Source organism: Wolbachia endosymbiont (group B) of Dolichovespula media (genome assembly GCF_947179505.1).
Classification (GTDB): domain Bacteria; phylum Pseudomonadota; class Alphaproteobacteria; order Rickettsiales; family Anaplasmataceae; genus Wolbachia.
In genome coordinates, this window is record NZ_CAMXBR010000002.1 from 250,900 (window position 1) to 274,035 (window position 23,136).

The 23,136-nt window shown below is 33.9% G+C and carries 17 protein-coding genes, 1 tRNA gene and 4 pseudogenes; 12 read left to right on the forward strand and 10 right to left on the reverse strand.

Annotated features, from left to right (window positions below; translation table 11 throughout):
- Positions 1–413: 413 nt before the first annotated feature.
- From OM967_RS02190 to ltrA, 4 genes and pseudogenes are all read left to right on the forward strand, one after another.
- Complete coding sequence (locus tag OM967_RS02190; RefSeq protein WP_264337527.1) at positions 414–1,190, forward strand: enoyl-ACP reductase FabI; 777 nt, start codon at positions 414–416, stop codon at positions 1,188–1,190.
- Positions 1,191–1,401: 211 nt separating this feature from the next.
- Positions 1,402–1,560, forward strand: a complete 159-nt coding sequence (locus tag OM967_RS02195; protein WP_264337529.1) for a hypothetical protein — start codon at positions 1,402–1,404, stop codon at positions 1,558–1,560.
- Positions 1,561–1,616: 56 nt separating this feature from the next.
- Complete coding sequence (locus tag OM967_RS02200) at positions 1,617–1,871, forward strand: hypothetical protein (RefSeq protein WP_250120414.1); 255 nt, start codon at positions 1,617–1,619, stop codon at positions 1,869–1,871.
- A 232-nt stretch (positions 1,872–2,103) separates the two neighbouring features.
- A pseudogene (ltrA, locus tag OM967_RS02205) lies at positions 2,104–3,054 on the forward strand (group II intron reverse transcriptase/maturase).
- A gap of 10 nt (positions 3,055–3,064) precedes the next feature.
- Here the strand turns inward: ltrA and OM967_RS02210 are convergent.
- From OM967_RS02210 to secA, 4 genes and pseudogenes are all read right to left on the reverse strand, one after another.
- A pseudogene (locus OM967_RS02210) lies at positions 3,065–4,146 on the reverse strand (IS481 family transposase).
- 868 nt (positions 4,147–5,014) lie between these two features.
- Complete coding sequence (locus OM967_RS02215; RefSeq protein WP_264337368.1) at positions 5,015–6,082, reverse strand: IS110 family RNA-guided transposase; 1,068 nt, start codon at positions 6,080–6,082, stop codon at positions 5,015–5,017.
- Positions 6,083–6,090: 8 nt separating this feature from the next.
- Positions 6,091–6,543: an IS4/Tn5 family transposase DNA-binding protein gene (locus tag OM967_RS02220; protein WP_264337531.1), complete on the reverse strand. Its 453-nt coding sequence runs from the start codon at positions 6,541–6,543 to the stop codon at positions 6,091–6,093.
- A 220-nt stretch (positions 6,544–6,763) separates the two neighbouring features.
- Positions 6,764–9,415, reverse strand: coding sequence for a preprotein translocase subunit SecA (gene secA / locus OM967_RS02225; protein ID WP_264337532.1), 2,652 nt, complete (start codon positions 9,413–9,415; stop codon positions 6,764–6,766).
- 379 nt (positions 9,416–9,794) lie between these two features.
- Here secA and OM967_RS02230 point away from each other — a divergent pair.
- Positions 9,795–10,876, forward strand: a pseudogene (locus OM967_RS02230) (IS481 family transposase).
- 29 nt (positions 10,877–10,905) lie between these two features.
- On the opposite strand, the gene OM967_RS02235 reads toward OM967_RS02230, so the two are convergent.
- On the reverse strand, positions 10,906–11,460 hold the full coding sequence (locus OM967_RS02235) for a hypothetical protein (protein WP_264337533.1): 555 nt from the start codon (positions 11,458–11,460) through the stop codon (positions 10,906–10,908).
- Positions 11,461–12,086: 626 nt separating this feature from the next.
- A complete protein-coding gene (gene odhB, locus OM967_RS02240) occupies positions 12,087–13,259 on the reverse strand; it encodes a 2-oxoglutarate dehydrogenase complex dihydrolipoyllysine-residue succinyltransferase (RefSeq protein WP_211908367.1) in 1,173 nt (390 codons plus the stop codon).
- A gap of 151 nt (positions 13,260–13,410) precedes the next feature.
- Between odhB and OM967_RS02245 the strand changes: the two genes are divergently transcribed.
- From OM967_RS02245 to OM967_RS02255, 3 genes are all read left to right on the forward strand, one after another.
- A complete protein-coding gene (locus OM967_RS02245; RefSeq protein WP_264337534.1) occupies positions 13,411–15,453 on the forward strand; it encodes a hypothetical protein in 2,043 nt (680 codons plus the stop codon).
- Positions 15,454–15,688: 235 nt separating this feature from the next.
- Positions 15,689–16,384, forward strand: a complete 696-nt coding sequence (gene uppS / locus OM967_RS02250; protein WP_211908364.1) for a polyprenyl diphosphate synthase — start codon at positions 15,689–15,691, stop codon at positions 16,382–16,384.
- Entirely contained in the window at positions 16,374–17,000 is a 627-nt protein-coding gene (locus OM967_RS02255; RefSeq protein ID WP_250120409.1) for a phosphatidate cytidylyltransferase, read from the forward strand. Before uppS ends, OM967_RS02255 begins: the two co-directional genes overlap by 11 nt.
- 14 nt (positions 17,001–17,014) lie before the next feature.
- Here the strand turns inward: OM967_RS02255 and OM967_RS02260 are convergent, their stop codons facing one another.
- Together OM967_RS02260 and coaD are read right to left on the reverse strand one after the other, a co-directional pair.
- The gene (locus tag OM967_RS02260) at positions 17,015–17,224 is read right to left on the reverse strand and encodes a zinc-finger domain-containing protein (protein WP_211908360.1); all 210 of its coding nucleotides are present in this window, start codon (positions 17,222–17,224) and stop codon (positions 17,015–17,017) included.
- Between the two features lie 71 nt (positions 17,225–17,295).
- Entirely contained in the window at positions 17,296–17,802 is a 507-nt protein-coding gene (coaD, locus tag OM967_RS02265; protein ID WP_015587724.1) for a pantetheine-phosphate adenylyltransferase, read from the reverse strand.
- A gap of 74 nt (positions 17,803–17,876) precedes the next feature.
- On the opposite strand from coaD, the gene OM967_RS02270 reads away from it, so the two are divergent.
- The 3 genes and pseudogenes from OM967_RS02270 (at position 17,877) to OM967_RS08190 (ending at position 20,060) form a co-directional block, all read left to right on the forward strand.
- Positions 17,877–17,949: transfer RNA gene (locus OM967_RS02270), tRNA-Phe, on the forward strand.
- 60 nt (positions 17,950–18,009) lie between these two features.
- Entirely contained in the window at positions 18,010–18,948 is a 939-nt protein-coding gene (locus OM967_RS02275) for a glutamine amidotransferase (protein WP_264337536.1), read from the forward strand.
- A 163-nt stretch (positions 18,949–19,111) separates the two neighbouring features.
- A pseudogene (locus tag OM967_RS08190) lies at positions 19,112–20,060 on the forward strand (IS5 family transposase).
- 211 nt (positions 20,061–20,271) lie between these two features.
- Here OM967_RS08190 and ubiH read toward each other — a convergent pair.
- Entirely contained in the window at positions 20,272–21,420 is a 1,149-nt protein-coding gene (ubiH, locus tag OM967_RS02290; protein ID WP_264337540.1) for a 2-octaprenyl-6-methoxyphenyl hydroxylase, read from the reverse strand.
- 161 nt (positions 21,421–21,581) lie between these two features.
- Between ubiH and OM967_RS02295 the strand changes: the two genes are divergently transcribed.
- Positions 21,582–22,217 carry a hypothetical protein gene (locus OM967_RS02295; protein WP_250120345.1) on the forward strand — a complete coding sequence of 212 codons (636 nt, stop codon included), beginning with the start codon at positions 21,582–21,584 and terminating at the stop codon, positions 22,215–22,217.
- Between the two features lie 224 nt (positions 22,218–22,441).
- Here the strand turns inward: OM967_RS02295 and OM967_RS02300 are convergent, their stop codons facing one another.
- On the reverse strand, positions 22,442–23,110 hold the full coding sequence (locus OM967_RS02300; protein ID WP_012481726.1) for a septal ring lytic transglycosylase RlpA family protein: 669 nt from the start codon (positions 23,108–23,110) through the stop codon (positions 22,442–22,444).
- Positions 23,111–23,136: the final 26 nt, after the last annotated feature.

Genomic DNA, 23,136 nt, shown 5'->3' on the forward strand with positions numbered 1-23,136 from the left:
CTTTATGAGCTGCTTGCAAATGTAGGCAGCTTATATTTCAGTATCCTTATTTCATGTTCTCTAGAGTGTTTTTATTTCCTGTAATCTTTTTATAAAAACCATAGGCGCCAGTTGGTTTTAAAGTAAAGGTCAAGTATCTGGAATTCTGGACATAAAATCCTCCTGTGTAAAAAAAGTTAGAAAAAAATGCGGTGCATATACGACAGATATACACTGAAGAATATATTTTTTAATAAGTTTGATTAAAAAATCTGCAGACTAAAGATAGATTTTGAGCTCTTAAAATATCTCTAATTGTAATTATAATGAGGTTGGAAATATGCGGAAGTAATTTTTATACGTTAGCTACAGTTAAAACATAATTGACTTTGCCTAGTTAATATTTCAAATTATAAAAAAGGCAAATAATTTCTATGATATTGCAGGGCAAAAAAGGGTTAATAACCGGAATAATAAATAAGAGGTCAATAGCATATGGTATAGCAAAGACCCTCTCAGAACATGGAGCTGAGCTTGCAATCACTTATCAAAATGAAACAATAAAAGAGAAATTATTACCAATAGCAAGTGAATTAAATGTAGAGTTAATATTGCACTGTAATATTTCAAATGAGGAAACTATAGATAATGCTTTTAAGGAAATAAAGGAGAAGTGGGGTGCTATTGATTTTTTGGTACATGCAATAGCATTCTCCGATAAAAATGAGCTAAATGGTAAATATGTCAATACTTCACTAAACAACTTTATTAATGCAATGCATATATCGTGCTATTCTTTTACTGCTTTAGCGCAAAGAGCGGAAAAAATGATGTTAAATGGCGGTAGTTTACTTACTTTATCTTACTATGGTGCTGAAAAAGTTATGCCAAATTATAATGTGATGGGTTTATGTAAAGCAGCACTTGAAGCAAGTGTAAAATATATAGCATGTGATCTCGGACCACAGAACATCAGAGTAAATGCAATTTCTGCTGGTCCAATCAGAACTTTGGCATCTTCTGGAATAAGTGACTTTCACTCCATATCGGAATGGAATAGAAGTAATTCTCCACTTAGGCGCAATGTTACAATAGAAGATGTTGGCAAGGCAGCACTATACTTATTAAGCGACCTGAGTAGTGGTACAACTGGAGAAATTTTACATGTTGATTCAGGGTATAATGTTGTGGGAATGAAGATAGTAGACTAATACAGTACTGCAGATGCATGTGAAGCCTGTGTTTTTTTGTTATCCGAGTAATTGACATTGGAGCCCAGTATCAGCTACTAGAATGACAACATTTTTTACTTAAATCTTCGCATATTAACCATAGAGTTATTATTTTAAAAGTATTTATTGCCGCTGATCTTCTATTTTACTTCTTCCATTTGGGTTAAGAGATTGTGCGTGAGGGTTGCTCTTGGTGCGCCAAGAAGTGCTTGGAGAACAGTTGGTAAAAATCCAACACAAACAAAGTCTAGCCAACAGTTTGGAACAGACCACTATGTTGCATGAGGTAACGAGTGTAATAGAGCTAGTGGGATGGACAATGCAGGGTACAACGAAAGTGAAGGATTGAGTTCCGAAATACCTGAAGACATAGAGGTCGACATTTTCATGGCCATGGAAGACAGCATGAAGGATAACGTAAAGGCAAGTTATCACTCACTCTATCGGGATCTGAGACCGTGCCATGTATTGAAATGGACTTCAAGTGAACTTGGGAGATCCTATGCATTCCTACAAAGGTACGCTGGAACAAGTCAACAAAGGCAAGAACTAGCGGAAGATGCAGGGGAAGTCGGACTGATTGATAGTACTCAGAATGTGGGAAAGCCACGTACAAGGGGAAGCGATCAGCAATATAGTAACTGGAATAGGGATTGCTAGGCCAATACAACGGAGGTTGGAATAACATGCAAAATAAACTAAACCAGATAGCAGTAAGAGCAAAGCAAGATAAGCGACTAAATTCACATCGTTAGTCCATCTGATAAATACAGAGAATCTTGCGAGATGTTATAAAGAACTGAAGCGTAACAAGGCTTGTGGAGTAGACCAGATAACAGTGGAATCATACGGAGAAAATCTGAATGAGAAACTCGAAGTGCTAGTAGAAAGTATGAAGAGGAAGCAATATCAACCACAACCAGTAAAGAGGGTATATATACCGAAAGCTGGCAGTAAAGAGAAACGCGGACTCGGAATACCATCGACCGAGGATAAATTAGTACAGATTATGCTGAAGAAGATACTAGAAAATATTTACGAGGCAAACTTTCTGGACAGCTCATATGGATTTCGACCTGGAAGAAACTGTCATCAAGCGGTAAATGCACTAGATAAAGCAGTTATGTACAAGCCAATAAACTACATTGTAGAAGTGGATATCAAGAAGTTCTACGATAATATACAGCATAAATGGCTAATGAGATGTCTAAGGGAACGAATAACTGACCCAAATTTGCGGTGGTTAGTAAAGCGGTTTCTCAAGGCAGGGATAGTCGAAGCTGGAAATTATGAAGCAACAAAACAAGGTAGACCCCAAGGTGGTATAGTAAGTCCTGTATTAGCAAATATATACTTACATTATGTGTTGGATTTATGGAGAGAAAAGAAATTTTAACCAAGATCCAGAGGATATATACAACTAATAAGGTTTTGCGACGATTTTGTGGTTTGTTGCGAAAGTAAGGTAGACGCGGAAGAATTTCTGGAATTACTGAAACAAAGGCTAAATAAATTTGGGTTGGAAGTATCTGAAAACAAGACCAGAGTAGTAAAGTTTTGCAAGAGGGAGTGGCAACAAGCGATAAGAGGGAAACGAAGGACGGAAAGTTTCAATTTTCTGGGGTTTACGCACTATGGTGCAAAAAGTCGTCGTGGTAGATTAATAATGGGACATAAAACCTCAAAGTTAAATCTAGCCAGAAAACTAAAAGAAATCAAGGAGTGGTTGAAAATAGTCCGCGGAAGTATTCGACTTAAAGATTGGTGGCAAGTACTGAAGGCTAAATTAACAGGACACTATAACTACTTTGGTATTAGCTGTAATAGTTTAGACTTGATCTGACAGGCATGAATTATCTGACAGAAGAATTGACAAAGTCAAAACCGATATCAGCATCCTGTTTAATGCTATCAATATTTTTCTGATAAGCAATATGCATACTATCAAAAAAGGTTTGCATAGGCATAGCAATATTTACCTGAATGTGGTCTAGATCTATTGTAAGAATGCACCCAATGGTCTACGTCTAACTGAAGTTCTGCCAAAGAGGTGTAAATTTTCTTTCTAAAGATAATATTGTAACATTCATCTTGCATAGTTCTATGGAACCTTTCACATATGCCATTAGTCTGTGGAGAACGAGCTTTGGTTCGAGAATGATCAATATTTTCTACCCCTAAATATAGCTGGTAAACGTGATTTTCAGGTCTGCCACAATACTCTGTACCACGATCCGTCAAAACACGTAGCAATGATACTTTCTGTTCATCAAAGAACGGTACTACCCTATCATTAAGAAGATCTGCAGCTGTGATAGCAGTCCTTTCTGTGTAAAGCTTAGCAAAAGCAACTCTGGAATAGGTATCAACAAAGGTTTGCTGGTAAATTCGTCCAATACCTTTGATATTACCAACATAATAACTGTCTTGGCTACCTAAGTATCCTGGATGCTCTGTTTCAATTTCTCCATGGGCCTCTTTATTCTTCCTTAGCCTTTTCTAGAGCTGTTATCTGTTCTTCTGTTAAAATGATACCATCCTGAGCTACTTTTGCTTCTAATGCCTTTAACCTCTTTTTAAAATTTTCAAGATCGTTTCTTTGCCACACTGATCTTATTCCACTTGCAGAGATGAGAATTCCTCTCTTTTTCAGTTCGTTTGCTGCTCTTTCTTGTCCGTATGCTGGAAACTCTATTGCTATTTCAACTACTGCTTTTTCTATATCCTCCGACACTCTATTTGCATACAATGGCTTGCTTTTGCTTATCTCGTGTAAAGCCTCTTCTCCTCCTGTTTCATACAGTTCTTTGAAGCGGTAAAATGTATCCCTTGAATATCCCATTACTTTACACGCCTGTGATACATTTCCTAATTGCTTTGCAAGTTCTAGCAATCCCAACTTTGGTTTTAGTATTTTTTCTTGTGTTGTATTCATATCTGACACTCCTTTAAAACTTGTTTATATTTTTATCTTACTTTGTTTGCTTGTCAGATCAAGTCTAAACTATTACACAAAAAACTACCTAATGTCTCAGTGATCCATAAAAATTTGAAGATATCTGCCTCTCTATCACCAAGGGTAACAAGTTGTACATTTGCAGGAAGGTTGTTTATGCTTTCTTTGAGAGCTGTTATCCACTTATAACTTTCTTTTTCTTCTATGGAGGTACGGTATTTCCTGTTTGCTTTTTCTTGTGCCGTTTCTTTTTCCCTAATAGAACGTGCCCAACATTGTTGAGAGATAGACCTAAAGGTAATCCGTCTTTGCTGACTATTAAGGCACTGTGCAACAGTTCTCTAATTGCATACAAGTCAATAATAATTTTTTTTGTATCATGAAAAATATTTTCTGATGTAAAATTCAGCTCTAATACAACCTTTTATTTACTATCATGTTGTTTTGTTCAATCAAAGAGTGCCTTATCGGCAACTAAAAACTAGTACTAAATTTCTAATTAACCCCTTTTAAATTAGTGTAGCCAATGAATATGTGGATAAATACGCCTACACACATTTAAAGTATTTATCCACATATTCATTAAGCTTATAAAAACTAAGGTATCATTTTTTCCCCCATAGCCTTAATGATTTTATATAAGTTAAAATAGCACGCTTCCATGGTTCTCTCCACGGTCTGATATGGCTAGTTTATATTTTAGCCAAGCCGCACTATACTTGTTAGGCGGAAGTGGACGGCAACATGTAAACTACGAAGTCTATGCTTCAACCGGAGCTCTTGCTTATCCCTTCCATCGGCATTGCTATCTTTACTTTACATAAAATTATCTACTTTTTTGCATTTATTAGTAACAAAATTCTGTTTTGTTAACCAACATTTTATGCATGATTACAGACAACTTACGTGCTACAGCAACAATTGCTTTTTTCATACCCTTCTTTTTTGCAATCCTTAATCCCCAACTCCTCAATTTAAATGTCCTTTTACATTTTACTAGTAAGACTTGTGCAGCTTCGTACAGCATATTCCTACATTCTACTGGTCCCATTTTTGATATACTTCCATGCCTATCAATCTCTCCAGAAGCGTATTGTCTTGGGCTCAACCCCATATAGGCTCCAACTGTATAAGATGTTTCAAACCTATACGGATCATCTATTGCAGCTTTATATGTCATTGCTACTATAATACCAACTCCTGGTACAGTAGTTAATAATTTACAATCCTCGTCTTTTTTGCCTTGCTCTGAAAGTATTTTATCAAGCTTTCCTATTGATTCTTCTATTGTTTCTAAGCTATGTACTAATGCTTCAATTGAATTCTTGCTAATTTCATCTAGCTCATTAATTATTTCCTGCACTTTTAAAGCGAAACTTGCAGATCTGGAACGCTGATCAACTTTTATCCCGTGTATTTTCAATAACCCTCTTATTGTTCCCTCAATTTTCTTTCTGCTACATATTAATTGTCTTCTGCTCCCAAGCACCACTTTAATCTGGCAAGCTTCGTCTGATTTTACTAATACCTCTTTAAATAGCCCAGCTCTCATCATCTGTGCTATACCTCTTGCATCATTTTTATCATTCTTATTGATTCTTGCAGATAATGCTGCTGCCATATGCCTTGCATCCACACAAGTTACTGGTAATCCAAAATTTCTCAGCTCTTTGCACATTGATATTGATAGTTGTCCACTTTCTATTCCTATGGATTCGTATCCTTTGCTTTGGTCAAGCAGGTACTTAGCTATTGCGTCACTTTTGCTTGCAACAACTTCTTCTTTAACAATTTTTCCTTTCTCATCAACGATACTAATAAAAGTTTCTTTGAGTGAGACATCTAATCCGCTATAATACTTCATGAGACTGCTCCTACTGTAAAAGTTTAAATTATCTTTGAAGAACCAATTCATTGAATTTGTTACTTCGTGCTAAAATAATGGAGTATGTCTCTCCACCATTCAATAGCAATTACAGTATGTAAACCCATTTTATGCTTCGTATAAGCTTTAGAAATACTACCTAGCCTCTTGGTTTTTATATGAGAGTCAAAATCCAAATAACTTGTATCTTGAACTGAAAAAACAAACTGATTTCCTTTCATTCTCTCCATAGTTTCTTTGTAATGGGAAGAATAAATTTCCTTATCCTTAAGCTTTTCATTGCTAAATAATCTGTATGCACCCTTAGCTTCTTTCCATCCACTACAGCTTTGATTAATTGATCCAGACGCCTTACCCTCTATACAATAGCCTGTTTTAATAAGTCTCTTATTAAGTCTTGTATCTCCTAAATTAACGTGTTTTAACTCTCTTTCCAGCCATTTATCCCCTAAGCCATCAGTATATTGCACATTTGTACTTACTTCACTCATTTTAATCCCAAATTTATTTGGTATCCATTTTACTCACTTTTTTATTTGTGGGTAAAAGTGAGATTTAAATCCGATTGAGAAGTTCTGATCAAGCACGCCATAAGAAAGTCTCTACAAACCTTTTGGCCCAATATTAATTCGGCTATTGATTTTGTCTTTCAGAGTGCTCGAGCAGATCTTACTTCGGTTAGCTATAGCAGCTATAATGTGCTTGCAACAACTAATTCACTACGGCAACTGAACCGTGACAGTGTTTGTATTTTTTTCCAGAGTTACAAGGGCACTTGTCATTTCTTGAAACTTTTGGAAGTCTGCTATTTTTAGTAGAGCGTGACCTATTGCCTATTTCTTGATTGTCTAGCAACTTAAAGTGCGCTAGGCGGTGAATGGTAAGCTCCCTCCACTTTTCAAGCATCGACTCAAACATTAAGAAAGCTTCGCGTTTAAATTCATTCAGTGGGTCTTTTTGCCCCATGGCACGCAAATTTATGCTTTGTCTTAGGCTCTCTAAGACCGAAAGGTTCTCCCTCCATAAATGATCAAGTGTCATGATCATCACTTGTTTCACTATCGTATTCCACAAATCTGTAGTTTGTTGACTATTGAAATATTTTTCTTTCTCAGTAAAAAATTCTTGTATCTTGTCATTTATATAATCCAAGGCTTCTTGTTTATTCAAAAACTCTGCTAGATTAAGCGTTATCCCGTATCTTATGTGGAATTCTTTTGCAATATCTTCAACATAATCTTCGTAATAACCACTTTGTACTATACCTTCTATTATATCCTCATTTACTTCACTATATACTTCAACTAAATCATTGATTTCATTGTTTAAAATATGATTTCTCTGCTTAAAAATAACTTTACGTTGATTGTTGATTACATCATCAAACTTTAGCAAAGACTTCCGCACATCATAATTTCTAACTTCAACTTTCTTCTGTGCTTTTTCAAGTGCTTTATTAATCCATGGATGATGAATAGCCTCGTTGTTCTTTAGTCCCACTTTTTGCAAAAAATTCCTCATTCTATCAGAACCAAATATCCTCATTAAATCATCTTCAAGTGATAGAAAGAACTTAGAAAGTCCAGGGTCACCTTGGCGGCCAGAACGTCCACGTAATTGATCATCTATTCTCCTGCTTTCATGCCTTTCGGTTCCAATAACACATAAGCCACCAGCTTTTATAGCAATTTCCTTATCTTTTTTTACTCTTTCGACTATTTCTTGATATTTTTTTTCTCTTTCATCAGCATTTTTTATTTTCTCGAGCTCTATTTTTGCAATCATTTCAACATTTCCACCAAGCTGAATATCAGTTCCACGTCCTGCCATGTTTGTTGCTATAGTAATGCTGCCTGGTATTCCAGCTTGCGCTATTATATACGCTTCTTGTTCATGATAACGAGCATTCAATACTGAATGCTTAAGGGAATGGCTTTTCAAAAGATCGGAAAGTTTTTCAGAATTTTCAATACTCACAGTGCCAACAAGCACTGGTTGAAGACGTTTGTGACATTCCGCTATAAACTTCAATACAGCACTAAATTTTTCTTTTTCTGTGCCATAAATTTCATCATCAACATCTATTCTTTTAACAGGCACATTAGTTGGAATTTTTACTACATTTAATCTATATATATCACGAAATTCTTCTGCCTCTGTTGCTGCTGTTCCTGTCATACCAGAAAGTTTGTTGTACATACGAAAGTAGTTCTGAAATGTGACTGATGCTAAAGTTTGACTTTCATGCTGAATTTCAAGATTCTCCTTTGCCTCCAGTGCCTGGTGAAGACCATCAGAATATCTCCTACCTTCCATCATGCGCCCAGTAAACTCATCAATAATTACCACCTTACCGTTTTTCACTATATAATCTTTATCAGCAGTAAACAGCTTATGTGCACGAAGTGCTTGATCTATATAATGAGTCAGTATAATATTGCTAGTATCATAGAGCGAGGAATTTCCAGGAATGAGGTTATACGATTTTAGTAATTCCTCCACTCGTGAAATGCCATTTTCAGTGAGGAACACTGCTCTACTCTTTTCATCGACTTCATAGTCAGAATCAACTAATTTGATTACTATTTTATTGATATGCTTATATATCTGATTATTTTCCTCAAGTGGGCCAGAAATAATGAGCGGAGTACGCGCTTCATCAATCAGTATGGAGTCTACTTCGTCTACTATTGCATAATTGAATCCTCTCTGAACCATATCTTCTTGAGAAAATTTCATATTATCTCGTAGATAATCAAAGGCAAGTTCATTATTTGTTGAGTATACTATATCTGCGCTATAAGCCTTTTTTCTCTCGTCGTCTTTCAAATTATTTGTAATAAATGCAACAGAAACTCCAAGAGAATTATATAATTTACTCATCCACTCTGTATCTCGTTTTGCAAGATAATCGTTAACAGTTACGACGTGCACACCTTTTCCTTCTAAAGAATTTAGGTATGCAGCTAAAGTTGCGACTAGTGTCTTTCCTTCTCCTGTTTTCATTTCTGATATCATGCCATTATGGAGAACCATGCCACCAATTAGCTGAACGTCGAAATGCCTCATGTTAAGGAATCTTCGTGATGCTTCTCGTACAACCGCAAATGCAGGTACGAGAAGGTCATTTAGTGTTTTTCCATTTTTCAGTTCTTGTTTTAATTCCGCAGTTTTACTAGCAAGATCCTCATCAGATAAGCTCTGCATTTCTTGCTCTAGCGCATTAATCTGCTGAGCAATTTTTCTGAAAGATTTTATTATCTTCTTGTTCGTTGATCCAAATATCCTTTTTATAAAAAAAAGTGACAACGTAAAGATGAAGAATGTAAGAATAGTTGTTAAAACTAACGTAGAGTCTGGCATAAACTTAGGTAAAGTTTTATTTAATATGAGATTATATTACTAAACGTAACCTGCGGCAATTAGATTCAGAAAATCTTTATTTACAAACTAAGGAAAAGATTCTTGCAGATGAAATGTAAAAGAGTCTATTTATTTTATTAAATATTATAATTAATAATTAAACTTTCTTAATAAGTTATTAAAATAGTGTTAAGCTACATGTATAAAACGGTTAGTGGAGTTACAATGTTAAGCAATATTATAAAAGTAAAATTAGAGAAAAATAGTTGTCCTTTTGAAGAATTAGAAGAATTTTTTGCTTCTGTAATAGTTTAGACTTGATCTGACAAGCAAACAAAGTAAGATAAAAATATAAACAAGTTTTAAAGGAGTGTCAGATATGAATACAACACAAGAAAAAATACTAAAACCAAAGTTGGGATTGCTAGAACTTGCAAAGCAATTAGGAAATGTATCACAGGCGTGTAAAGTAATGGGATATTCAAGGGATACATTTTACCGCTTCAAAGAACTGTATGAAACAGGAGGAGAAGAGGCTTTACACGAGATAAGCAAAAGCAAGCCATTGTATGCAAATAGAGTGTCGGAGGATATAGAAAAAGCAGTAGTTGAAATAGCAATAGAGTTTCCAGCATACGGACAAGAAAGAGCAGCAAACGAACTGAAAAAGAGAGGAATTCTCATCTCTGCAAGTGGAATAAGATCAGTGTGGCAAAGAAACGATCTTGAAAATTTTAAAAAGAGGTTAAAGGCATTAGAAGCAAAAGTAGCTCAGGATGGTATCATTTTAACAGAAGAACAGATAACAGCTCTAGAAAAGGCTAAGGAAGAATAAAGAGGCCCATGGAGAAATTGAAACAGAGCATCCAGGATACTTAGGTAGCCAAGACAGTTATTATGTTGGTAATATCAAAGGTATTGGACGAATTTACCAGCAAACCTTTGTTGATACCTATTCCAGAGTTGCTTTTGCTAAGCTTTACACAGAAAGGACTGCTATCACAGCTGCAGATCTTCTTAATGATAGGGTAGTACCGTTCTTTGATGAACAGAAAGTATCATTGCTACGTGTTTTGACGGATCGTGGTACAGAGTATTGTGGCAGACCTGAAAATCACGTTTACCAGCTATATTTAGGGGTAGAAAATATTGATCATTCTCGAACCAAAGCTCGTTCTCCACAGACTAATGGCATATGTGAAAGGTTCCATAGAACTATGCAAGATGAATGTTACAATATTATCTTTAGAAAGAAAATTTACACCTCTTTGGCAGAACTTCAGTTAGACGTAGACCATTGGGTGCATTCTTACAATAGATCTAGACCACATTCAGGTAAATATTGCTATGCCTATGCAAACCTTTTTTGATAGTATGCATATTGCTTATCAGAAAAATATTGATAGCATTAAACAGGATGCTGATATCGGTTTTGACTTTGTCAATTCTTCTGTCAGATAATTCATGCCTGTCAGATCAAGTCTAAACTATTACAAGCCATTAGCTACTTCATAAATTCTTACTCCATGCTCATCAACTCGTCCATGCATTCCTCTTTTTTCATCTCCAGGTAGCAACAATGTAACCGCCGTTATCCTATTGCTTTCAAAAAAATCATTAGTTAAAATATTACTAATGTTTATTTTTCCTTTATTATCATTCAGCACAATTCTTGCAGTCAACATAGTTCTAATTGGACTTCTCACTCTAAGCTGTACAGATTCTACATCACTGTTTTCTATGTGTTGAGCAATTTCTTGCTTAGTTTCATCAATAATCTTGCCTTTTAGATATTTACCGTGATTTTCATTTTCTGAATTATAAGAAGAGCTATCAGCAAGAATTCGCCTTTTTGACTCTTCATCATCACAATCTAAATATTCAATTTTGCGGTCATGCTTGGTACCTAAAAATGGATGATCATCTGCTCTCACCCTATTATTCGGAGGAAAATTGAAAGTCCTATTCCATTTATCACTTGACACTGGTCCAGGTATTCCTTGAACAACCTCAGAGTTTTTTTCTTTAGAAGAATTACTTAACATTATATACCCCCTTATTCTATAAATAGCCTTACCTTAGAATGTTTTTAACATATGTCAAATAAAAATTTTGACATATTTGGCACAAAAGCGTTTTAAATAATAAGAGCAAAATGGACAAATCTATTTCGTGAGTAACCAAAAACCGTTTTGTATTCATTCAGACAAGGAAAAATAGCAGATAGTGTCATGCAAGTAGCTGACACCCTTTTGGTGGACCACACACACAACTTTACAAACATTGCAATATGGCACATAGTAAATGATGTCATTCCAGTGCTTGACACTGGAATCCAGTTTTTCATTTTATCTCATCAAATTTAGCATAAGCTTAGTTTGCTTGTAAATTTTTCTGGATTCCAGTGTCAAGCACTGGAATGACATCACCATTCTATAACGCAAGACCTATACTCACCCAACCTAATGCATTACTTGCAATTTGGATCCCAGTGTCAGCTACTTGGATAACACCAAATGGGCTACTCGCATTTTTTAGGCCTAAATCACAATGCTCGTACAGTAAGCACTGACCATTTTTTGTATAAGTTACCTTTATAAACAAATGTTTGCACAGCTGTAACACCCACCTTGAAAACTTCAGAAAAACTTACCTGCCGTTTTTAACTTGTTTAAACTTCCAAAACCAATCTATTTGGATCTTCTATGTAATTTTTTATTTTAACAAGGAAAGTAACTGCTCCTTTACCATCAACTATTCTGTGGTCGTAAGAGAGGGCAATGTACATCATAGGTCTGATTTCAATTGAGCTACTCACAGCAACTGGTCTATTTTGTATTGAGTGCATGCCAAGTATTCCAGATTGCGGAGGGTTTATTATCGGAGTAGAAAGAAGTGAACCATACACACCACCGTTTGAGATAGTAAATGTTGCACCTTCCATTTCCGATACTTGCAGCTTACCTTCTCGTGCTTTTTTGCCAAGAGCAACTAAAGTTAGTTCAATTTCAGCAAATGACATTTGATCAGCATCACGAATAACTGGTACAACAAGACCTTTGTCAGTGCCAACAGCAACACCTATGTCATAGTAATTTTTATATACAATTTCATCACCTGAAATCTCAGCGTTAATCTCACGAATTTCTTTTAGTGCTTGCACTGCTGCCTTTATAAAAAACGACATGAAACCCAGTTTTATTCCATATTTCTTTTCAAAAGTTTCTTTATACTTTGCCCTCAGATCCATGACGTTTTTCATGTCAATTTCATTGAACGTGGTCAGTATTGCAGCAGTATTTTGCGATGCTTTCAAACGAGCAGCTATTACTTGCCTTATTTTGCTCATTTTCACTCGCTCTTCTCTTCTCTCTCCACTTACTACACTTTTTGGCGATTCATATTGTTTTACCGGAGGTTGTTCAGCTTTACTCATATGGTCTATCACATCCGCTTTAGTTATTCTGCCTCCCATGCCAGTTCCTTTTACATTTTCTGCACTAATTGCATTTTCTTCCATAATTTTACGAGCTGAAGGGGCATCTTTTTTATCAGCGCTTTCGCCTTTATCTTCTTTTTTCACTTCTTCTTTTACTTCTCCTACAGCAAGTTTTGCCAGTAATTGATCAGAGCTAATTACATCATCCTCTTTCACAAAAAATTCAGTTATTTGTCCTGAAGCTTCTGCAGTTAGTTCTAGCGCCGTTTTATCAGTTTCAATTTCAAAGATCAAGTCATCTACTTTTACTGCTTCGCCGATATTTTTCTTTATTTTTACTATACCTTCCGTAACTGATTCACCACCAAGAGTTTTTGGCGCTCTGATTTCTATAATTTTGCTCATAAAATAACTTCTACATAAAACTTTCTATAAATTTATACATGAAAAGAAACATAAATAAACTAATAAATTCATTAGGCCTTTTATCATAATGCTTGATTATTTCCTCCTAATACATGCAAAATTAAAATACTAAGTAAATTGAAATAAGATTATGGATTTTGATAAGGCAGGCAATGCAGAAGACTTATATAACGAAAAACTTCAACTGATATGTAAGACTTATAACAGAGAATTACTATCAAATCAAAGAGTTGTTGATGGCATCAATTCAATGGATTACAGTAAGCTTAAAATCTTATGCAAGTATCATAATAAGTTTAGTCACAAAGGTATTGAAGAATTACTATTAGATGAGAGCATTGTTAATCACATCAACGATTATGATGATGAAATGTTTAGGTCCATGCTAAATGATGCACCTGCGGAGCACAATATTCTAGAAATACTAAAAGGTGGGAAGGTTTGCAATATCAACAATGAATTCGAAAGTAGTGATAGTGAGGAGAATGAAGAAGATTATGGATATTATGATAATTATTATTACGAGGAAGATGAAAAAAATGATCCGAATAACTTCGCGAAAGAAGCATTAGGAGATAAAGGAACTAATGAAAAACGTGTTGATGATGTTCAGTTTTATCTTAATGAAGAAATACTAAAATGTATATTTGAAAGTGGTAAGCTTAGTGATGAAGATGTTACAAAATTATTAGAAAACAAGGAAATTCTTGAACGCATCAATTCGGTTGCTCCTGAAAGATTTCAACTCATACTTAATAGTGGTAAGTTTAATGGTACCAGTATTATAGGATTACTAGAAAGTCAAAATGCTGCTAGGAACATCAATCTTATTGATAAAGAAACGTTGAAATATATAATTGAGAATGATAAATTTAGTCTTAAAGATATCATAAAATTACTGGAAGATCAGGAAATTCTTGAACGCATCAATTCGATTGCTCCTGAAAGATTTCAACTCATACTTAATAGTGGTAAGTTTGATGATATTAATATTATTGTAGAATTACTAAAAAATAAGAAAGTTGCTAAGAACATCAATATTATTAGTGAAGAACTGCTTAAATACATAGTTAAAAGTGATAGGTTTAGTAGTGAATATATTATAAAAGTACTAAAAGACCGAGAATTTGTTAAGCTTATCGATTTGATTGATCCTAGAAAATCTAAATCCGTATTTAGGAAATTTGATTATACCATTATTATAGAATTACTAAAAAATCAGGAAGTTGTTGAACGCATCAATTCGATGAATCGTAAAATATTTGACTTAATATTTAAGTATTCTGATCAAGGATATATTATGAATTTACTGAAAGATCAGAGTTTATTTGATCAAATCAATTCTCTTGATGAAAATAAAGTGAGTATCATGAAAAGTGATTATTTTTTTACAGATAAAGAGATTGTAGCAATACTAAAGACTTCATTACCTCAACTCCATTCTATTGATGGTAATAGATTAAAAATTATATGCAAAAGCATTAAGTTTGATTCTACAGATGTTAGAGAAATACTAAAAGATCAGAGTCTATTCGTTCGAGTCAATTCTATCGATCTTGAAAAACTTGAACTTATATCTAGTAGTAGTAAATTTGATCGCTCCATGGTTATGGATTTACTAAAAAGTCGGAATTTTATCGATTCTATTGATACTGAAAAATTTCGACTTCTACTTGATAATGCAAGCTTGAATGACAAAAGGATTATAACACTACTAAAAGATCAAAATGCTGTTGAGAAGATCAATTCTGTTACCACTAAAGAGCTAAAAGTAATAACAGATAATGTTACTGGTAAGGTATTTGTCAATATATTTAAAAATTTTAAACCTAGCGTAAAGTCGACTTTGAGGCTTGCTATACTCCTGCGTAAAGCTGGTAAAATTACAGATATTAATATCGATTATTTGAACAACAAGGAACGTATTTACGAAGATATAATTAAATATGTTCCCCAAGAGCTGAGCATATATACTCAATATCCTTTCCCAGGGATTTTCTTAGGCGGTAAAGATCTTCCTCAAGAGCAGGACATAAATATAAATTCACTTGTACCATTCCTTACATTTGAAAGATATATTGAATGCAAAGAACCTGTGTCAAAATTATATAATTTATCTTTAGAGCAGGTTATTGAGAATATCAATCCACATAAAAGAGCTAGGTATTTCTAATAACACCAAATTCATTTATTTATAATAATTTTACTATATCGTAAAACCATCTATATCAGACTATTTTTACTATATTTTCTTGGTAAAATCACTGGCAGCTGACACCGAGGTTGAGAAAATTTTTGTAATATAGACTATCAATGATTTTTCAGTAATAATATAGTTTTAGGTGGATATAGTGAACGTTTCATACAGAGATATAGAAATCAAGCTAATTAGAACAGGTTGAATTCAAATGTTGAATCTAGAATCTCTGCCAAAACATCTAGCAATTATTATGGATGGTAATGGTAGGTGGGCAAACAATCAAGGAAGGGTAAAAATTGATGGCTATAGAAAAGGCAGTGAGGTTGCATTTGATATTGCTAAGCATTGCACAGTCCTGGCCATACCTTACTTAACTTTGTATGCATTTTCCATGGAAAATTGGCTCAGGTCTGAAAACGAAACAGACTACCTATTTAATTTATTTTACTCCACTTTAACTAATGAAGATAAAATGAAATTCATTTACAATTGTAACATTAAGTTAAATTTTATTGGCAATTTAAGTCTATTGCCCAGTAAAATATTCGATCAAATCAAAAAAGCAGAAGAAGTGACACATAAGAACGATGGTCTATTACTCACTGTTGCAGTTAGTTATGGAGCAAAGCAGGAAATTATACATGCTATCAACAACGTCATAAAAGGAAATATTGATTGCGTATTGGAAGAGGAATTTGAAAAATTTCTGTATACTAAAGATTTACCAAAACTGGATTTATTAATTCGCACTGGTGGCGAGAAAAGGTTAAGCAATTTTTTACTATGGCAAGCAGCTTATGCTGAATTGTATTTTTGTGATACTTTGTGGCCTGATTTTTCTTGTCAAGATTTGAGTAAAGCATTAGCAGATTATACAAAGAGAGAGAAAAAATATGGTAGATAATAATTTTATGGTGAGAACACTGTCTTCAATAGTAATATTACTGATATTTTCTTTTGCTACATATTTCAGTGATTTATCATTTTATCTACTAATTTTTTCAATTGCGGTTCTATCTTCTTTTGAATGGTATAACCTAACTAAAGGCAATAGAATCTTATACATTTTTGCATTACTACTCATTGCACTACCAAATGCATCGCTGATATACTTATATAATCTACCACAGGGAAAATATGAATTAATATGGCTTATCTTAACCATTTGGAGCATCGATATTACCGCTTACCTATTTGGTAAAAACTTTGGTGGTGCTAAAATTTGCCCAATTATTAGTCCTGGAAAGACTTGGTCAGGGCTTTTAGGTGCAGTTTTAGCTGGAGTATTTTGTACAATTTTTGGCTCAATATTTTTGAGTTTATTTCCAATTTTCTATTCCCCAATAATTGGCTTTACAATTGCTATTCTAGCCCAACTTGGAGACTTTACTGAATCACTCATAAAAAGAGTTTACAATGTTAAAGATAGTGGAGGTATAATACCTGGCCATGGAGGAGTACTTGACCGTATGGACAGTTTCATCTTTACTGCCCCCTTTATTGCTATTTACATAAGCTAAAGAATGAAGTGCTATTAACCTTTGGTCCTTTCCTTTTTATTCAATGCTTTCACCTCAACAGATTGAAATTCTTCGGAGTTTACTATTTCACTCATGGGCTTACTGCAATAAGGACAATACATTTCTCCTTCTTTATGTAAATATACTACTGGATGACCAGAACCATCATCATTCTCATCACCACGGCAGCAAACTATTAGATTATTATCCCTCACTTCTGACATTTCGCTCCTTTAATTTATAGTATTTTATACATCGAACATACTCGTTTGGGAATAAAAAAGACAATAAATACTTATTCTCCATTTTTTACCCTATTTAGATTAATCAATTCGGTTTGGACATTTTGTGATACAAAGCTGCTAACATCTTCTCCTAATCTCGCTATTTCTTTCACAAAACTTGATGAGATAAATTGAGTATCTTCAGATGCAGGAAGAAATATGGTTTCGATTTCATGGGAGAGCTTATAATTTACCCAACTCATTTGAAATTCATAATCAAAATCTGATACTGCCCTCAGTCCTCTGATAATAACAGAGGCATTTTGCTCTTTGGCAAACTTCACGAGCAACCCATTAAAAGATATAACATCTGCATTAATTTCTGCTCCTTTAACTTCATTTTCAGCCATGCTTGTGCGTAGCTTTATGTTAAAGGTAGTATGTTTGTTAACATTTTCTGCAACACCAACTATCAACTTATCGACTAGCTTACATGCTCTTTTTATTATGTCAAGGTGCCCAAAAGTTATAGGATCAAACGTACCAGGATAAATTCCTATTTTGTTATTAATGTTCATTTTTTGTTTCTATACTTCAAAAACTTTTGATGGACATAATAACGTTTTTTGTCTAAAAATAAAAGTACGTAGTTGGCCTGATAGCTCAGTTGGTAGAGCAAAGGACTGAAAATCCTTGTGTCGCTGGTTCGATTCCTGCTCAGGCCACATTCTTTTTCTTAATGTTCTATAATATATTATAATATTAATACAATTATTTAGGAAATAATGTCTAAATGTTACAATAGAATATTTAATATACTGTTAATTACATTTCTACTATTAAGTAATATCGCTTATAGTGAAAAAGTAAACAAAGAATTATCTGCTTTGACAGCGGAAAATGCAGTAAATTACAATATAATTGTTGGTTTATTGCAAACAGATGAATCTCAAAATATCTATGAGATATTCAATAATTTTGGGGTTAAAACTATATTTATTGACTACGACAAAATAATTAATCTAAAAGAAATCCAAGAAGAGTTCGCAAAACAAGATGAAATATTGGCAAAAAAGCTGATACTAGATCGAATAAAGGTTGAAGTTGCAAAATTTATCAAAGAGCAAAAGATAAACAGAATATTTATTTCAGATAACTTTCATTCAGCTCTTAAACCTTACCGCCAGCTTGTGAATGAAGCAATTGTAAAAATAGTAGATGACAATCCTACAATTCATTTGCTTACCATATGCGGTGGTTTACAAGACATTATGCATGCAAAAGAAATTGAAATAACAAATGTTGTTAATGATGAGAAGAATCATTTAAAATCAGCATCCTATCCACAAAAAGAGAATATACCTCTTCAGCAGATAAAAATTGTTCCAGGTAGTAGTTTGGAAAAAGTGGTAGCTAGATTTTTACTACCTAATCAAAATGGCTGGTTTTCAACTTATTTTCCGAATGCTCATTCAGGTACAGTAAGTAATACTACAGAGAATAGAAGAAGGCTAGAGCTACTTGGATATAAAATTGCAGCATTTGCCAATGACGGGTTAATAGAAACTATCGAAGATAAGCATAGTAATATTTACTTTCAAAGTCATCTAGAAGCCCTTGTTGTCAAATCAGATAAAAACTCTCGTTTGTCAAGCCAAAAGGTACGTCAGGTTTCAACACTAGTTGCTATAGCGATTATAAATGATTTTCTTCATCGCGTTTAATGCTAAAATAAGGAAAATCATTTAATGTCATGCCAGTACTCTTTTTCTTGTCATTCCAGTGCGTGATGCTGGAATGGCTTTGTTGCACAGGTCAAATAAAAAGAACTGGCAGTTACTGACAAAATTCACTATAAGACAAGCATTTAACCTACTAAAGAAAAATATGCCACAAAAAATGAGAGTCAGTAACTGCCATGAATATAACAAATTTCTCCAAGAGAGGGGAAATATTTTTTATTACGTCAATGATGCCATAGAAAATTGGTACGAAAAAGGTCCAAAAATGGCTGGTGGCAACTATATTTATAGCGATAAGGTCGTGATTCTGGTTCACATAATAACTTATTTATTTAGAATAGATCTGAGACAAACAGCGGGATTTATAGCAGGGTACCTTGAGCAAGTAAGGAAAAACTTGCAAGTTATTAGCTATTCCCAGACCTCAAGAAGGCTTAAAAAACTTAACATCAAAATTAATGATCGAAGACATGATAAAAATAATACAGAAGATATTGAGATTGCCATAGATAGTACTGATCTACAATAATATTCCAGGTCATAGCAAGGCAAATGGTACAGATAGAAAGTATCGCTGCTATGAGCAAACAAGAAAACTGCATGTAATGCTAGAGATAGGTAGCAAAAAAGTTATAGCAGCAAAATACAGTGGCGGAGTTTATTCTGACCACTATGGAGCATGTGATCTTATTGCAAGGATTGATGTTAAATATAATATAAGCACACTATATGCAGACAGGGCATATAATCGAAAGAAGTTATACAAACTGTGCGATGAGCTTGACATAAAGACAAGGATTCCTCCGCAAAATAATGCAATAGAGCATCCAAAGTTGGATTATATGGATGAGAGAAATTCTACAATCAAGCTCATAAAGTCATATGATGAAGATGGTATGAAGAGGTGGAAAAAAGAGATAAATTATGGGAAGAGATCTTATATAGAAAGTTTTTTCTCGCGACTGAAGCAAACATTTGGGTTTAGTTTTAGAAACAAATCTGAGGTTAATCGTGAGAGAGAACTGCTACTCAAGTGTTATTTGCTTAACAAATTTACTGATATAGGCATGGCTAAATTTGAGATAGCTTCATAAATTTATTCCACGTTACCTATTATCCGAAGAGTGATGCAACAAAGCCTGCTGGAATCCAGTTTTTCATTTCATCAAATTTAGCATAAGCTCAAGTTTGCTTATAAATTTTTCTGGATGCCAGTGTCTGGGCACTGGCATGACATTATGGAATTTGGGCTCCAGTGTCAACTACTCTAATGACACCTGATTATGATGAAAGAAATCTAATGATTTATATAAACCCCATAGCGTGGCGAATGAAGCGTTTTTTAAGAAAATTTGAATTTTCAACTATCATTAAACCAAATGCTCTAGCGCAAAATATTCTGTTGGAAAATATCCTATTTAGTCCATCAGTTGCAAGTGCCATAGTAAAATTATCAAAGTATCTGTCACGTGAAATTTTCTTCAATAGATAATTACTGCCAACATCAATGCCAGACGCTTTTGCAGTAGTTATTTGTCTAATAACACTCTCTACATCTCTCATTCCAAGATTAAGTCCTTGACCTGCAACTGGATGGATTGAATGTGCTGCATCGCCAATAAGCAAAATTCTGCTTTTATGCAGCTTTCTCGCAAAAGTAAAACTCAAAGGATAAAGTCTTCTTTCACCCTCTAATTCAATTTCTCCCAAATAAGAACCAAATCTTTTTTTGAGTTCTGTGACAAATTCCTCTTCGGATAAGCTCATCAGCATTTTTGAAATTTCGCATTTTTCTGTCCAAACTATTGAAGAAGTATAGCCACCTTTCATTGGCAAAATTGCAAATGGACCACCAGGAAAAAACCGCTCTACAGCTAAGTTTTGGTGATGTAGTTCATGTTTTACATTAAATACCATGCTATTTTGTTTATAACCAAATTTTATCATTGGTATAGAAAACAGCTCTGGCAGCTTAGAGTTTTTACCTTCAGCGCAGATAAATAGCGATGATATCAATTTTTGATCATTATCAAGAGTAACTTCCACGTATCCTTCGTCACAAGAAATTGTTTTATAGGAACGTGGAGAATATATATTGAGTTTATGCAAAAAATTATTATTGATTGCATTCCATATAATAGCGCTCTTGATTACATAGCCCATTGGCTCTTCACCGACCATTTTATGGTCATAATGCACAGTAAATGGACTATCTCCATCTAATATGCATATATCAAGTATTGGTTCAGCTTCGCCTTCTAAGAGTCCCCAAATCCCTAATTTTTCTAGTATTTTTTTTGATCCTTGAGAAATAGCGAATGCTCGATTATCATCAATTGCACGTGGTAAACTATTTTTCTCAATTACGGCTACAGATACAGAGTCATTACTCAGGCCAATAGCAGTAATAAGACCAATTAGCCCACTACCTGAAATGATTACATCGTAATTCATTTTATTAACCTAAAATTACATTCTACCCATTTTTAAAATAGTTTAAACGAACTTTGTAGATACTGAACTTCTCATTACTATCTTAGTTATAACCAAAATAGTAATAAAATATTAATTATTTTACACTAGATTAGGTCTAATTTTATTAAAGGAGCTAGATTATGACTACAGATTGCAAAAAAGAATTACTAAATTGCATTAACAAGTACAGAGAAGAACTTGCAGAAAATAAAGCAGCAATTAGACAAACTTTAACTAGCGATAAAATTAATATAAGCGATTACTTTTATCAGGGTGATAAAATCTGTAACAAAGAGCTGTTTAACATAGGAAGTGAGTGTCAGGATACAAAATATGGTAGTCGACAAGAATATACGTATGATGAGTGGAAGGAAAAAATTGAAAAACCTCATGCTAAAGATTTGCTAAAGATGTTACAAAATGAAGTAAAAGGTAAAATATTAAAAAGTTTTGAAGATTATGAAAAATATCATAAAAATGCTACTGAAGCTATAAAAAGAGAATTAGACATAGATTCAAAATTAAAGGCAATACTCAAAGAAAAGCAACAACCAGAAACTGATGTAACTCGAGCATATTATGACGTTATACGAGGTTTATATGAAAATGGAGACATGCGCTCTCAACTAAAGTGCAATGATCTTGATTGTTTTAATAGAACAATAGAAGATAATCTATCTCAAAAACAATCCGAGCTAGCTGCTATAAAGGATGACTTTTTGGATAATACGCAAAATATTTTTCAACATATTCAAGTTGAAGATAGTATTTTTTAGAGAAATAAGATTATGCTATTTTTTTAATGAAATTTCTTAAGTGGTAGATTATTTTTTACAGCTATAGCTGAGGTAGCTGTCACTACCTGAAATGTAACAAATAAAATACCAATCTTAAATATTGCTATATTTCACGATAGTTTCTCAACTTGACGCACATGCTTTTGGAACATTCTCATTTGTCAAATAGTTTCTGGCATGCTACACAATCTGTAATGCAGGTTTTAACTTACTTTTACGCAATATTGATCATTCTTGAAAAGCAATCTAACATTTTCTATTCCTTGATTACGAAGCTTTGATGCAGCTGATTTAGCTACCTGAGCGTTTACAAAAAATGCTACATATCCCTTACTTTCTGCATTGTTTTGTTTTGGGTGACGTTTCTGCATTTCTTTTTCATATTGCCTTTTGTAATGAGGAGTATTTTGTATCAATTGTTCTGACCTCTTTCTTAAGTACTCGACTTTTACCTTAGCAAGCCCAGACTTATGAAGTCCTAAAACTTGTGCTGCTTTTTCTGACAAGTCTATTATTCTACCTTCAACAAATGGCCCTCTATCATTAACTCTTATAACAAGCTTCCTTCCATTTTCTAAATTAGTAACACGAACAAAGCAGGGTAGGGGCAAGGTCTTATGTGCTGCAGAAATCAAGTGACGATTAAACACTTCACCGTTAGCTGTAATTGTGCCATGATCTTCTATTCCATACCACGATGCTATTCCTACTTCCTCATAACAGCTACAGTATTTTGGGTGGTAGGTGATACCATTTATTGTATAGCTATTGCCAATTTTATAATGACCTGCGGTGTGATTACACCTATTGCTAAAACTACAACTACTCATCAAAACGAATATTAGACATAGAAAGGCTAGTTTTTTTATCATTGTACTTAGTGAAATGGTTCGATACC